Source organism: Vibrio hannami (genome assembly GCF_029589055.1).
Lineage (GTDB): Bacteria > Pseudomonadota > Gammaproteobacteria > Enterobacterales > Vibrionaceae > Vibrio > Vibrio hannami.
Genome location: NZ_JARQZP010000007.1, coordinates 2144506 through 2157908 on the forward strand (window position 1 = coordinate 2144506; position 13403 = coordinate 2157908).

General features: G+C 45.8%; 11 protein-coding genes and 1 pseudogene. 1 reads left to right on the forward strand and 11 read right to left on the reverse strand.

All coding sequences use genetic code 11. The annotated features are described in order from the left end of the window. Positions 1 to 56 precede the first annotated feature (56 nt). Entirely contained in the window at positions 57 to 2624 is a 2568-nt protein-coding gene (gene mutS / locus P7F88_RS24315; RefSeq protein WP_277829089.1) for a DNA mismatch repair protein MutS, read from the forward strand. Between the two features lie 80 nt (positions 2625 to 2704). Here the strand turns inward: mutS and rpoS are convergent, their stop codons facing one another. The 11 genes and pseudogenes from rpoS to recJ all read right to left on the reverse strand — a co-directional run bounded on the left by rpoS (position 2705) and on the right by recJ (position 13389). Next, positions 2705 to 3679, reverse strand: coding sequence for an RNA polymerase sigma factor RpoS (rpoS, locus tag P7F88_RS24320; RefSeq protein ID WP_277829091.1), 975 nt, complete (start codon positions 3677 to 3679; stop codon positions 2705 to 2707). Between the two features lie 69 nt (positions 3680 to 3748). Beyond that, positions 3749 to 4690: a peptidoglycan DD-metalloendopeptidase family protein gene (locus tag P7F88_RS24325; RefSeq protein ID WP_277829093.1), complete on the reverse strand. Its 942-nt coding sequence runs from the start codon at positions 4688 to 4690 to the stop codon at positions 3749 to 3751. A gap of 4 nt (positions 4691 to 4694) precedes the next feature. After that, the gene (locus P7F88_RS24330; protein ID WP_277829095.1) at positions 4695 to 5321 is read right to left on the reverse strand and encodes a protein-L-isoaspartate(D-aspartate) O-methyltransferase; all 627 of its coding nucleotides are present in this window, start codon (positions 5319 to 5321) and stop codon (positions 4695 to 4697) included. Positions 5322 to 5326: 5 nt separating this feature from the next. Beyond that, positions 5327 to 6067 carry a 5'/3'-nucleotidase SurE gene (surE, locus tag P7F88_RS24335; protein WP_277829097.1) on the reverse strand — a complete coding sequence of 247 codons (741 nt, stop codon included), beginning with the start codon at positions 6065 to 6067 and terminating at the stop codon, positions 5327 to 5329. Positions 6068 to 6137: 70 nt separating this feature from the next. Next, positions 6138 to 7187, reverse strand: coding sequence for a tRNA pseudouridine(13) synthase TruD (gene truD / locus P7F88_RS24340; protein ID WP_277829099.1), 1050 nt, complete (start codon positions 7185 to 7187; stop codon positions 6138 to 6140). A 3-nt stretch (positions 7188 to 7190) separates the two neighbouring features. Further along, on the reverse strand, positions 7191 to 7667 hold the full coding sequence (gene ispF, locus P7F88_RS24345; RefSeq protein ID WP_277829101.1) for a 2-C-methyl-D-erythritol 2,4-cyclodiphosphate synthase: 477 nt from the start codon (positions 7665 to 7667) through the stop codon (positions 7191 to 7193). Positions 7668 to 7669: 2 nt separating this feature from the next. Beyond that, positions 7670 to 8380 (reverse strand): 2-C-methyl-D-erythritol 4-phosphate cytidylyltransferase, encoded by a 711-nt coding sequence (gene ispD / locus P7F88_RS24350; RefSeq protein ID WP_422128518.1) that lies wholly within the window; start codon positions 8378 to 8380, stop codon positions 7670 to 7672. Between the two features lie 4 nt (positions 8381 to 8384). Then, positions 8385 to 8672: a cell division protein FtsB gene (gene ftsB / locus P7F88_RS24355; RefSeq protein WP_277829103.1), complete on the reverse strand. Its 288-nt coding sequence runs from the start codon at positions 8670 to 8672 to the stop codon at positions 8385 to 8387. A 203-nt stretch (positions 8673 to 8875) separates the two neighbouring features. Next, positions 8876 to 10399: a lysine--tRNA ligase gene (gene lysS, locus P7F88_RS24360; protein ID WP_277829104.1), complete on the reverse strand. Its 1524-nt coding sequence runs from the start codon at positions 10397 to 10399 to the stop codon at positions 8876 to 8878. Between the two features lie 23 nt (positions 10400 to 10422). Next, positions 10423 to 11521 (reverse strand): peptide chain release factor 2 gene (prfB, locus tag P7F88_RS24365; protein ID WP_277829105.1). Its coding sequence is split into 2 segments (ribosomal slippage): positions 10423 to 11445 and positions 11447 to 11521, totalling 1098 coding nucleotides; the frame shifts between segments, so codons are not numbered across the junction. 129 nt (positions 11522 to 11650) lie between these two features. Further along, positions 11651 to 13389: pseudogene (recJ, locus tag P7F88_RS24370) on the reverse strand (single-stranded-DNA-specific exonuclease RecJ). Positions 13390 to 13403 lie beyond the last annotated feature (14 nt).

The following is a 13403-nucleotide window of genomic DNA, read 5'->3' on the forward strand; positions in this document are numbered from 1 at the left end:
TTCTATTCACGTATCCTAAGCCGCTAGAAATCGAAGTTAAAGCAATAAAGGTTAACATGGTAAAGGCAAAACAGTCCCATACTCCAATGATGCAGCAATATTTAAAGCTGAAAGCAGAGAACCCCGACATTCTGCTGTTCTATCGTATGGGGGACTTTTACGAGCTTTTCTATGATGACGCAAAACGAGCTTCCCAGCTCATGGACATCTCGTTAACCAAACGAGGTTCATCTGCAGGAGAACCTATTCCAATGGCGGGTGTCCCTTTCCATGCTGTCGAAGGCTATCTGGCGAAGCTAGTTCAGTTAGGCGAATCTGTCGCTATTTGTGAACAAATTGGCGATCCGGCTACAAGTAAAGGCCCTGTTGAGCGAAAAGTTGTTCGTATTGTTACTCCTGGTACGGTTACCGATGAAGCCCTGCTTTCTGAACGTGTCGATAACCTTATAGCTGCGATATATCACAACAAGGGTAAATTCGGCTACGCTACACTGGATCTTACTTCAGGTCGATTCCTTGTTTCAGAGCCAGAAACAGAAGAAGCAATGCAGGCAGAGTTGCAGCGCACTTCACCTAAAGAGCTACTGTTCCCTGAAGATTTTGAACCTGTTCACCTGATGGAAAGTCGTAACGGCAATCGTCGCAGACCAGTATGGGAGTTCGAGTTAGATACAGCAAAACAGCAACTTAACAAACAGTTCGGAACCAGAGATCTTGTAGGATTTGGTGTTGAAAAGTCTGAGTTTGGCCTTTGTGCCGCGGGTTGTCTGATTCAATACGTAAAAGATACCCAGAGAACCGCGCTTCCGCATATTCGTTCAATCGTACTGGATAGTCAGGACAGCTCTGTCATTCTGGATGCGGCAACAAGGCGTAACCTAGAGATTACCCAGAATTTATCCGGTGGCACGGAGAATACCCTGGCAGAAGTTCTGGATCACTGTGCAACCGCAATGGGTAGCCGAATGCTAAAACGCTGGCTACACCAGCCAATGCGCTGCCGTAAGGTGCTAAATCAGCGACTAAACGCTATTACTGAGTTAAAAGATCAAAGCTGTTTTATTGATTTAAAACCGGTACTAAAACAGATCGGCGATATCGAACGTATTCTGGCAAGGCTAGCCATCCGTTCTGCTCGTCCTCGAGATATGGCTCGACTTCGCCACGCGATGCAGCAACTTCCGGAGCTGGAGTCGGTAATGTCCTCAATGGGGGATGATTACCTATGTAAACTTGCTAAGTTTGCTTCCCCGATGGATGAGGTATGCGACCTACTGGAGAGAGCGATAAAAGAGAACCCGCCAGTAGTCATTCGTGACGGTGGCGTTATCGCAGAAGGCTACAATGCAGAGCTTGATGAGTGGCGCAAACTGGCAGACGGTGCAACGGAATATCTTGACCAGTTGGAAGCCGACGAGCGTGATCGCCACGGTATCGATACTCTGAAAGTGGGCTATAACAATGTTCACGGTTTTTATATTCAGGTAAGCCGAGGACAGAGCCATCTTGTGCCTCCACACTATGTTCGCAGACAAACCCTGAAAAATGCAGAGCGCTATATTATCCCAGAGCTGAAAGAGCACGAAGATAAGGTGCTAAATTCACGCTCAAAAGCGCTAGCATTAGAAAAGCAACTATGGGAAGAGTTATTTGATCTGTTGCTTCCAAACCTTGAGCAACTACAGAATCTGGCGTCAGCAGTATCACAACTGGATGTTCTGCAAAATCTGGCAGAGCGTGCCGATACTCTGGATTACAATCGCCCGGTACTGAATGAAAAAGAAGATATTGGCATCCATATTCAAAATGGTCGCCATCCTGTTGTGGAACAGGTAATGGACGAGCCATTTATCACCAACCCGACTGAGCTGCACCCAGACAGAAAAATGCTGATTATCACTGGTCCTAATATGGGGGGTAAATCCACTTATATGCGCCAGACAGCTTTGATCGTTCTTTTGGCTCATATCGGTTCTTACGTTCCGGCAGAAGCCGCAAACATTGGCTCTATAGACCGAATATTCACCCGTATCGGTGCTTCAGATGACTTAGCCTCTGGCCGTTCAACCTTTATGGTAGAGATGACCGAGACGGCGAACATCCTTCATAATGCCACTCCATACAGCCTAGTGCTAATGGATGAAATTGGAAGAGGGACCAGTACCTACGATGGCCTTTCGCTGGCATGGGCAAGTGCTGAGTGGTTGGCAAATCAGATCGGTGCTATGACGCTCTTCGCTACTCACTACTTTGAGCTGACAGAGCTTCCAAATCAGTTAAGTCACCTGGCAAATGTGCATCTCAATGCGATGGAGCACGGAGATAGTATTGCCTTTATGCACGCTGTTCAGGAAGGGGCTGCAAGTAAATCTTACGGCCTAGCAGTCGCGGGATTGGCGGGTGTACCAAAAGCGGTGATTAAAAACGCCAGAGGAAAGCTGAAGCAATTAGAGCAATTGGGTCATGATAGACCAGAAGGAAAACCTGACGTTGATATCGCAAACCAACTCAGCCTGATACCAGAACCAAGTGAAGTAGAAGAAGCACTAGCGGGAATTGACCCTGATGACCTCACACCTCGGCAAGCTCTAGAAGAGCTGTATAGACTTAAAAAGCTGTTATAGCATTTGAAAGAAAGGGATTGTAAAAATGAGTAAGGGGGACAATGTCCCCCTTCTTGTTACAACAACCAACGTGTTAGTAATTATGATTGCTCTACATCGAACAGAGATTCCATATTAAGTCCCTGCTTCATCAGTATTTCTCTTAAACGGCGTAAACCTTCTACCTGAATCTGACGCACTCGCTCGCGAGTCAGATTGATTTCACGGCCAACTTCTTCAAGTGTCGATGGTTCGTACCCAAGAAGACCAAAACGTCTTGCCAGAACCTCTTTCTGTTTAGGATTCAGCTCATCAAGCCAGTCAATCAGTGAGCTCTTAATATCGTCATCCTGAGTCGAAACTTCCGGATCGGAATGATTTACATCAGGGATAATATCAAGCAGTGCTTTTTCGCCTTCGCCACCAATTGGTGTATCAACAGAGCTTACTCGCTCGTTAAGGCGTAACATCTTGCTGACATCGCTAACAGGTTTATCCAGAGTTTGTGCGATATCTTCAGCCGTCGGTTCATGGTCCAACTTCTGGGAAAGCTCACGAGCGGTTCGCAAATAAATATTCAGCTCTTTCACGACATGGATAGGCAATCGGATAGTACGTGTCTGATTCATTAGGGCACGTTCAATTGTCTGACGAATCCACCAGGTCGCATAGGTAGAGAAACGGAAGCCTCTTTCTGGATCGAACTTTTCAACCGCACGAATAAGCCCTAGATTACCTTCTTCGATAAGATCCAGCAGCGCCAAACCACGGTTGCTATAACGACGTGAAATTTTAACAACCAGACGTAAGTTACTTTCGATCATTCTTTTGCGCGCGGCTTCGTCACCTCGTAGGGCACGGCGTGCGTAAAGAACTTCTTCTTCTGCGGTAAGTAGTGGTGAAAAACCGATTTCACCAAGATAGAGTTGTGTGGCGTCTAAGCTTTTAGAAGAGGCATCAAATTCTTCTTTGGCTTCAACTTGTTCTGAAACTGATTCATTTTCCAATGCACCTTCTACGGTTGCATTATCAATTTCAAATTCTTCGACTTTAGTGACTGTATTGCTCATACTCATAGCGCCTCCCCCTGGCGAGCTAGCAAGACATTAGACTTCAATGTCGCTGATATACCCGATTAAATAAATCTATGGCAAGTACCTCTGCGGGTTAACCGACTTGCCCTGATATCGAATTTCAAAATGCAGTTTTACACTGTTTGTTCCAGAGCTGCCCATAGTGGCTATTGTCTGACCAGCTTTTACATTTTGTCCTTCTGAGACTAGCAAACGATCGTTGTGAGCATATGCGCTTAAATAGTTATCATTATGTTTAACAATTATTAAATTACCATATCCGCGCAGTGCATTACCGGAATAAACAACAGTACCTCCGGCGGTAGAAATAACTGACTGACCTCGCTGCCCTGCTATGTCAATGCCTTTATTTCCCTGGTCTCCAGTTGAGAACTTTCTTATTACTCTCCCTTTAGTTGGCCATAACCATTTCGCTACCTTAGTATTCTGAGATTTCGACTTGGCTACAGGTTTTTTAACATTTTGTTTACCACCAACATACTCCTTTGATCCATTCTGATCAACATTATTTTTAGGGGTATTTTTAGCTGAAGATGAATTTTTTGAAGTTGGTTTATTAGTCTTCGGTGAATTAGCACTTTTTGGATTAGCTGTTTTTGAAGTAGCAGTTGAAGCCGCCGTTGCACTCGCCACCGATGCTACAGCAACGGCACCACCAGTCTTTGCCGAATCTCCGGCGCCATTTCCACCATATGCAGGCGCGTCATAGGCAGGGAGCCACAGACGAAGTTTTTGACCCGGATGTATAATGTAAGGTTTGGAGAGATTGTTGTAACGAATGATGTCGTTTACATTTTTATCTGTGACGTGGGCGATAAAATAGAGGGTATCGCCCTTTTGTACTTCATAGTAACTGCCACGATAACTGCCTCGCTCTATCGAGCGGTAGTCTTTTTTCACGCTGGACACAGGCGCAGGGGAGAGCGCCGTGCATCCAACTAAAAGAACACTGAGAAAACTACAAGCCAGGAGTGTTTTCTTCGAAGCAGTCATCCAATTACGCTAACTCACCCGCTACTAAAGGAACAAAGCGTACCTGCTCGACAATACTAGACAGGTACTCTTCACCATTTTTTACTATTTTCAATAATTGCTGCTCTTCACCACCAACAGGCACAATAAGGCGTCCACCTTCAGCAAGCTGTTCAAGAAGAGCGGATGGTACTTCCGAAGCTGCAGCCGTAACTAAGATCGCATCAAAAGGCGCATTACCCGGCCACCCAAGCCACCCATCTGCATGCTTGGTAGATACGTTATAGATATCTAACTGCTTCAGTCGTCTTTTCGCTTCCCATTGCAGCGCTTTTATTCGCTCCATAGAGAAAACCTTGTCCACCAATTGTGCGAGAACCGCCGTCTGGTAACCAGAGCCAGTCCCAATCTCCAACACCTTGCTGTCGGATTTTAGCTCCAGAAGCTCAGTCATCTTAGCCACAATATATGGCTGTGAAATTGTCTGACCATGAGCGATAGGCAATGCATTATTATCATATGCCTGATGCATCATCGCTTCTGAAACAAATCGTTCCCTCGGCACTCTGCGAATCGCGTCCAGAACACGTGAGTCCTGTATGCCACTGGAAGATAAAAAATCAATCAGGCTGTTCACCTGAACGTTATTCATGAATATTAACCTTTTAACCAATTACTCATACTGCCCAATGATTCATGAGCGGTAAGATCGACCTGCATCGGTGTGATAGAAACCATATTATGCTCAATTGCATAAAAGTCAGTACCCTCACCAGCATCCTGCTCTTTACCTGGGGGACCTAACCAATACACCTCATGACCTCTTGGATCTTTTTGCTTAATCATGTTCTCAGCATGATGACGCGCGCCTAGTCTCGTCACCTGAGTTCCTTTTAAGCTTTCATATGGAACATCAGGAATATTAACATTAATAAGACGATTAGTAGGAATCGGTGATTTTATATGCTGTTCAACGATATCACGGACGACTCTTCCTGCTGTACCAAAGTTCTGATTACCAACTAATGAAAATGCAACGGACTGCACTCCCAAAAAGTGTCCTTCCATTGCAGCAGCAACCGTACCAGAATAAAGCACATCATCGCCCAGATTTGCCCCGTGGTTGATACCAGCAAGAACAAGATCCGGATAATCGTCCTTCATCAGCTCATTTAATGCAAAATGAACACAATCTGTCGGCGTTCCCTGAACGGAATAGACATTATCATCGAGTTGCTTAACGCGAAGCGGACTTTCTAGTGTTAGCGAGTTAGATGCACCGGAACGGTTTCTGTCTGGTGCAACAATGATAACTTCAGCCAAATCAGATAACGAATCAGCCAGAGCTTTTAGCCCTTCAGCATGAACACCATCATCATTACTTAGTAATATCTTCATTAATCTGTTTCCATTTTGGCCATCATCACTCTTGGACTCGTGTCCTTTCAAGCCCGATAAGCCGAAAGCTTTAGTTTGAATAATCTCTTTCTGCTTCAATCGCGTCAGCAATTTCACGAACTATCGACGTTGCAAAACTGCCTGATGAGAGTGAGAACTGTAGTTTAATATTATTTTCGTCAATTACATAATTGAGATTATCAGGCTTCAGCACTACCTCACGTCTGTCATGACGCATACGGTTACCACGAATCAACGCCATCAGGTCGGGTTCTGCATCCACAACCTTCTGTTCTATCGTTTTTGCATTTGATTGAGTCGGTAGTTCATTGTCCCCAGCCAGAGCGGCAGTCAACACCACTTCACCATTTTGTAACGACGGCATCAAGCTAGCGATATCAGATTCAATTACCTGCTTTTCACTGCCATCCACGACAACAATATCTCCTTCAATCAGCTTATCAAACAGATTCTGTTCAATTCTGTCAGACACAATGTGGTTAAATATCCAGGAGCGTGCGGTAGAAAGCATCATACTGCGCTTGTTCTGGTTGCGGGTTCTGACATTATCTCTGCCCCAACGCCTTGCTTCGATCAGGTTATTCCCTTCACGGCCAAAGCGCTGAGCACCAAAGTAGTTAGGCACCCCTGACTCCATGATTTGTTTGATTCTCTTTTCAGCGGAATCAACATCAGACACTTCAGAAAGCACTAGCTCAAAATCATTTCCTGAAAGATCGCCGGGCCTGAGCTTCTTGTTGTGGCGAGTTGTTTCAAGAATCTGGATATTTGGGTACTGCTTTTCAAACGCTGAGAAATCGGGCGCATCCCCTTTAGGAAGGTGAATGCTCAGCCACTGCTCAGTGATAGCGTGGCGATCTTTAAGGCCAGCCCAGCTAACATCCTTGGACTTAATGCGGCATACCTTAGCAATTTCATTGGCTACAAAAGTCGTGTTCTCACCACTCTTGCGAATTCTCACCATCAGGTGTTCACCTGAACCAGTGAAGTCAAAACCAAGAACTTCTTTTACAATAAAGTGTTCTGGAGCCGCTTTAATGGCCGCTTTAATATCTGGCTTTCCGTGTAAGTAAGCCAAATCAGACAGAATATCAGTCATTAATTATTTCTTCGTTAGTAGAACAACGGCTTCACAGGCAATACCTTCTTTGCGGCCTGTGAAACCCAATTTTTCAGTTGTTGTTGCTTTGACGTTGACATTGGAAATATCCGTATCTAAATCAGTAGCAATCGCTTCGCGCATACTTTGGATATATGGCAGCATCTTTGGAGCCTGGGCTATTATGGTCACATCCAGGTTTCCTACCTGATAACCTTTTTCTTGAACCAGCCTGTACACTTCGCGCATTAGCATTCGACTATCTGCACCTTTCCATTTTTCATCTGTATCAGGAAAGTGTCTGCCGATATCACCTTCGGCAATAGCGCCAAGCAAGGCATCCGTTAACGCGTGCAGAGCCACATCTCCATCAGAGTGCGCGATTAATCCCTGTTCGTAAGGAACAGAAACACCACCGATAATTACCGGCCCTTCGCCGCCAAACTTATGTACATCAAAACCATGACCAATTCTTATCATGTTTATTTCTCTCTGCTCAGATAGAACTCTGCCAGAGCAAGATCTTCCGGCTGAGTTACTTTTAGATTGTCAGTTCGCCCGGCAACCAGCTTTGGCGCTAGGCCAATGGACTCCATTGCTGAGGCTTCATCAGTAATTACGACATTTGCATCTAGAGCCTGTTCCAGTGCATCTCTAAGCTCTTTAATTTTAAACATCTGTGGGGTTAACGCGTGCCAAAGATTGTTTCGGTCTACCGTTGAATCAATATCCTGTTCGTCATTTCCACGCTTCATGGTATCTCTGACTGGCGCAGCAAGAATTCCACCAACAGGGTGTTTCGAAACCACGTCTATCAACTGATTGATATCGTCCAGAGCAACACATGGCCTTGCCGCATCGTGCACTAGCACCCAATCATTCTGGTTGTCTACATTCTCAGACAGATAACGTAAAGCCGAAAGCACTGAATCCGCTCTTTCTTCTCCACCATCCACTCTTATTACTCTTGGATCCTGAGCAATCGGAAGCTCTGAAAAATAAGGATCCGTTGAGCTAACCGCTACCACCACCGAAGTGATTTCCGGATGAGACAACAATTTATCTATCGTATGTTCCAGAATGGTTTTTCCGTGCAGTTTCAGATATTGCTTAGGTAGGTTGGCTTTCATTCGGCTTCCTACACCAGCAGCTGGTACAACGGCGTAATATTTATTATTTGTCACAAGCTTCATCTATTTAGTTTTTACTCGATGTATCGCCAACGATTCGGTAGAAGGTTTCCCCTTCTTTAACCATACCGAGCTGATGACGCGCACGCTCTTCGATTGCATCCAACCCTTGTCTTAGATCATCGATTTCGGCAAACATCTCATCATTACGCTCCTGAAGCCCTGCGTTAACTGTCTTTTGAACTTCAATTTCACTTGATACGTCCAGGTAATCCAGGACACCATTTTTACCCCAGACAAGGGAGTAAACCAGGAAGGAAAGGAGCAAAAATAGCCCTAAGCTGAATAAGCGCACTGCAAAGTTCTCTTCATTTCATCTGGTCGACATTTATAGCATATAGCGCTGTCTGCTGTCAGCTAACGGGAGGTCAGATACAAGCGAGTAGTAGGGATAGATAAAAAATAAGCCAAAGATCGATACTTTGGCTTACAACTTTAAGTCTGATATTCACTCCCACGCAGAAGCATGGGAGCGAGATGTAATCTGACTGTTATATATTAACCCTGTGGGCGCATCGCCGGGAACAGGATAACATCACGAATAGTGTGAGTGTTAGTAAACAGCATCGCCAGACGATCGATACCGATACCCTGACCAGCTGTTGGCGGAAGACCGTGCTCCAGAGCAGTGATATAGTCTGCATCATAGTACATCGCTTCATCATCACCAGCATCTTTCGCTGCAACCTGCGCCTTAAAGCGTGCGTCCTGATCTTCTGCATCGTTAAGCTCAGAGAAGCCGTTAGCCACTTCACGACCACCGATAAAGAATTCAAAACGATCTGTAAAGAACGGGTTTTCATCGTTACGGCGAGCCAGAGGAGAAATATCCGCCGGGTAGCCAGTGATGAACGTTGGCTGAATTAGCTGAGGCTCAGCTGTTTCGCCGAAGATTTCTTCAAGAAGCTGACCACATGTCCAGAAGCTTTCTACTTCTACGTGAACAGACTTAGCGATAGCAACCATCTTCTCACGGTCCTGAAGATCTTCTTCTGTCAGAGCCTGAATTTCAGCGTGATCCGGATTGTAGTGTTTGATAGCTTCGAACATGCTCATGCGTGCATAAGTACCACCAAACTCAACAGTCTCTTCACCATAAGGCATAGCTGTTGAACCAAGTACTTCCTGAGCCACCGTGCTTAGCATCTCTTCAGTAAGATCCATCAGGTCACGGTAGTCTGCGTACGCCATGTAGAATTCCATCATAGTGAATTCAGGGTTATGACGCGGAGAAAGACCTTCATTACGGAAGTTACGGTTGATTTCGAATACGCGATCAAATCCACCAACCGTCAGACGCTTCAGGTATAGCTCTGGAGCAACACGTAGGTACATGTCGATATCCAGCGCGTTGTGGTGAGTGATAAACGGACGAGCCGTTGCACCACCAGGGATAACGTGCATCATTGGTGTTTCAACTTCCAGGAACTGCTTAGAGCTCATAAAGTTACGGATAGCAGAAACCAGCTTAGAGCGAATGATAAACGCTGTGCGAGAATCTTCGTTTACAATCAGGTCAACATAACGCTGACGGTAACGCATTTCCTGGTCAGTCAGACCGTGGAATTTCTCAGGTAGTGGACGAAGTGCTTTTGTCAGCAGTTCGTACTCTTCCATGTTTACGTAAAGATCACCTTTACCAGACTTGTGCAGTGCACCTTTAACACCGATGATGTCACCGATATCAAGGCCCTGATACTTTTCTTTAAGTTCTTTCTGTACAGGCTTAGCAGCGTAAGCCTGTATACGGCCAGAAGTTTCCTGAATAACAAGGAATGGACCACGCTTCGCCATTACACGACCAGCGATAGCAACAGTTTTGTTTAGCTCTTCCAGCTCTTCTTTGGTTTTTTCACCGAACTGCGCCTGAAGATCGCCAGCTAGGCTGTCACGGCGAAAATCATTAGGGTGACCATTTGCCTTGCAGCTCTTACGGATATGATCCAGTTTAGCGCGACGCTCAGCAATCAGCTTGTTCTCTTCCTGTTCGTTTAGTTCTGGCTGTTGAACCTGTTCAGTCATTGTTTTATACCCTTAAAGTGCGCTTATAAGCCTGATTTCAGGCTAGCTTCGATAAATTTGTCCAGGTCACCGTCAAGTACCGCTTGTGTGTTACGGTTCTCAATGCCGGTGCGTAAATCTTTGATGCGTGAATCATCCAATACGTAAGAACGGATCTGGCTACCCCAGCCGATATCAGATTTAGCATCTTCGTTTGCTTGTTTTTCAGCATTTTGCTTTTGGAGTTCAAGCTCAAACAGTTTTGCTTTCAACTGTTTCATCGCCTGATCTTTGTTCTTATGCTGAGAGCGGTCATTCTGACACTGTACAACGGTGTTAGTTGGCAAGTGAGTAATACGTACCGCAGATTCGGTGGTGTTTACGTGCTGACCACCAGCACCCGATGCACGGTATACGTCGATACGTAGATCGGCCGGGTTAATATCAATCGCAATGTTGTCATCAATCTCTGGATAGATAAATGCAGAAGCAAATGACGTATGACGACGACCGCCAGAATCGAACGGAGACTTACGAACCAGACGGTGTACACCTGTCTCAGTACGTAGCCAACCATAAGCATACTCACCTGCGATTCGAACTGTGGCAGACTTAAGACCAGCAACATCACCTTCTGAAACTTCGATCACTTCAGCTTTAAAGCCTTTCGCTTCAGCCCAACGCAAGTACATACGTAGCATCATTGAAGTCCAGTCCTGAGCTTCGGTGCCACCTGAGCCCGACTGCAAATCGATATAGCAATCAGATGAATCATGATCTCCAGAGAACATACGACGGAATTCCAACTTCTCTAGCTTAGCTTCAAGCTCAGCGAGTTCCGGTTCAATCTCATCGAAGGTTTCCTGATCTTCAGCTTCTACAGCAAGCTCTAGCAGGCCGTCAACGTCGTCGACACCCTGATCAAGTTGATCGATAGTCTCTACAACTGCTTCCAGTGAAGAACGCTCTTTACCCAGCGCCTGTGCACGCTCAGGTTCGTTCCACACATCCGGTTGTTCTAGTTCGGCATTTACTTCTTCAAGACGCTCTTTCTTAGCGTCATAGTCAAAGATACCCCCTAAGGACATTCGTACGTTCAGTCACGTCCTGCAGGCGGTTTTTAATTGGATTGATTTCAAACATTTTGAGTCTGTATTTATGAGTAGAATTTAACCGGAGAATTCTACTCAAAAATGTGACGAAGATACAGGAATTTTTCTACGGAAAAGCCTGAGCTTTCCCGCAAGTAAAGACTTAAACAGAAATAGAAAGCTACTTCGCTTCGATATGCTCAACCATCAGCTGAAGTGATTGATTGCCACGGAATTCGTTAATATCCAGTCGGTAAGCGAGGGTTACTGTTTTTACTGAAGCATCAGGCCAACGGCGTAAGTCAACATTGAAGGCGATAGCATCTAAAGTAAGATTGGTCGGATAGCCTTTAAACAGCGGCTCAACCATCAATTTCAGGTGCTTTTCCCCAACCAGTTTCTGATGCAGAACCTTAAATTCACCATCAAATACCGGCTCCGGGAAATTTTGCCCCCATGGGCCACCACTTCTGATCTGTTCAGCTGTTGCCATTGAGAACTCTTCAGGCTGAAGTTCACCGTCTGAAAGAATAACTCCTTTTAGCGCGGTTTCATCAAGCTCTTTACGCACCGCCTGATCAAACGTAGATGCAAACTGATTAAAGCTCTCTTCCTTGATGGTTAAGCCTGCAGCCATGGCGTGACCGCCAAACTTGAGGATCATCCCCGGATGCTGCTTATCGATCAGATCCAGAGTATCTCTCATATGCAGCCCCGGAATCGAACGGCATGATCCTTTGATATAGCCATCACCACCATCAGCAAATGCAATCACCGGACGATGAAACTGCTCTTTGATCCTCGATGCCAAAATACCGATAACCCCCTGATGCCAGTCACGCTGGAATAGTGCAAGCCCGTGAGGTAATTCGCTTCCTTCACCAAACTGAAGCCTTTCACAGAACGCCATCGCCTCCTGCTTCATGCCCTCTTCGATCTCTTTTCTGGTCTGGTTCAGACCATCCAGTTCATTGGCCATTCTGCGGGCAGCATGGATGTTGTTGCTCATCAGTAGTTCAACACCGAAAGACATATCATCTAAACGACCCGCTGCATTAATTCGTGGCCCCAGCGCGAAGCCAAAATCAGCAGCAACTAAGCGCCTTGCGTCTCGTTTAGCGACTTCAATCAATGCCTGAATACCGGGTCTGCCTTTGCCGGCGCGGATTCTTTGTAGTCCCTGATGAACAAGGATGCGGTTGTTCTCATCAAGGGGGACCACATCCGCAACCGTACCCAGAGCGACCAAATCCAACAGCTCTGCCAGATTTGGTTCCTGAACGCCGTTGTTTTGGAACCAGTTAAGAGCACGCATATGTGCCCGAAGCGCCATCATCAGATAAAAAGCAACACCGACACCCGCCAGAGATTTGGATGGGAAATGACACTCTTCAAGGTTCGGGTTGACCATAGCATCAGCATCGGGAAGCTCAGCCCCGGAAGGTGATGGTCGGTAACTATGACCTGAATTCCTTTAGACTTGGCATAACGAACACCTTCAATAGAAGAAACTCCGTTATCAACCGTCATGATCACGTCAGCCTGATACTCGATAGCCTGATCGACCACCTCCGGACTCAGCCCGTAGCCATCTTCAAAACGATTTGGCACCAGATAGTCAACGCTCTTACATCCCAGACTACGCAAAGCAACCACTGAAAGAGCAGAACTCGTCGCTCCATCGGCGTCAAAATCTCCTACGACGATGATTCGCTTATCGTTCTCGATAGAGTGAAGTAGTAACTCCACAGCTTTCTGTATTCCATTCAGCTTCTGATAAGAAATAAGCCCTCGAGCGGATTTGTCGAGTTGCTCGGCAGAAGTAATGCCGCGACTAATATAGATACGCTTTAGTAACGGCGGGATTGAGTCGGAAAGAAGGGATAAATCCACTTCGCTACGGCGAGTAATTTCTATCATATGATCGGCAATTT

Coding starts and splice junctions, on each gene's coding strand:
- mutS (WP_277829089.1), top strand. CDS start 57: ATGGTAAAGGCAAAACAGTCCCATACTCCAATGATGCAGCAATATTTA.
- rpoS (WP_277829091.1), bottom strand. CDS start 3,679: ATGAGTATGAGCAATACAGTCACTAAAGTCGAAGAATTTGAAATTGAT.
- P7F88_RS24325 (WP_277829093.1), bottom strand. CDS start 4,690: ATGACTGCTTCGAAGAAAACACTCCTGGCTTGTAGTTTTCTCAGTGTT.
- P7F88_RS24330 (WP_277829095.1), bottom strand. CDS start 5,321: ATGAATAACGTTCAGGTGAACAGCCTGATTGATTTTTTATCTTCCAGT.
- surE (WP_277829097.1), bottom strand. CDS start 6,067: ATGAAGATATTACTAAGTAATGATGATGGTGTTCATGCTGAAGGGCTA.
- truD (WP_277829099.1), bottom strand. CDS start 7,187: ATGACTGATATTCTGTCTGATTTGGCTTACTTACACGGAAAGCCAGAT.
- ispF (WP_277829101.1), bottom strand. CDS start 7,667: ATGATAAGAATTGGTCATGGTTTTGATGTACATAAGTTTGGCGGCGAA.
- ispD (WP_422128518.1), bottom strand. CDS start 8,380: ATGAAGCTTGTGACAAATAATAAATATTACGCCGTTGTACCAGCTGCT.
- lysS (WP_277829104.1), bottom strand. CDS start 10,399: ATGACTGAACAGGTTCAACAGCCAGAACTAAACGAACAGGAAGAGAAC.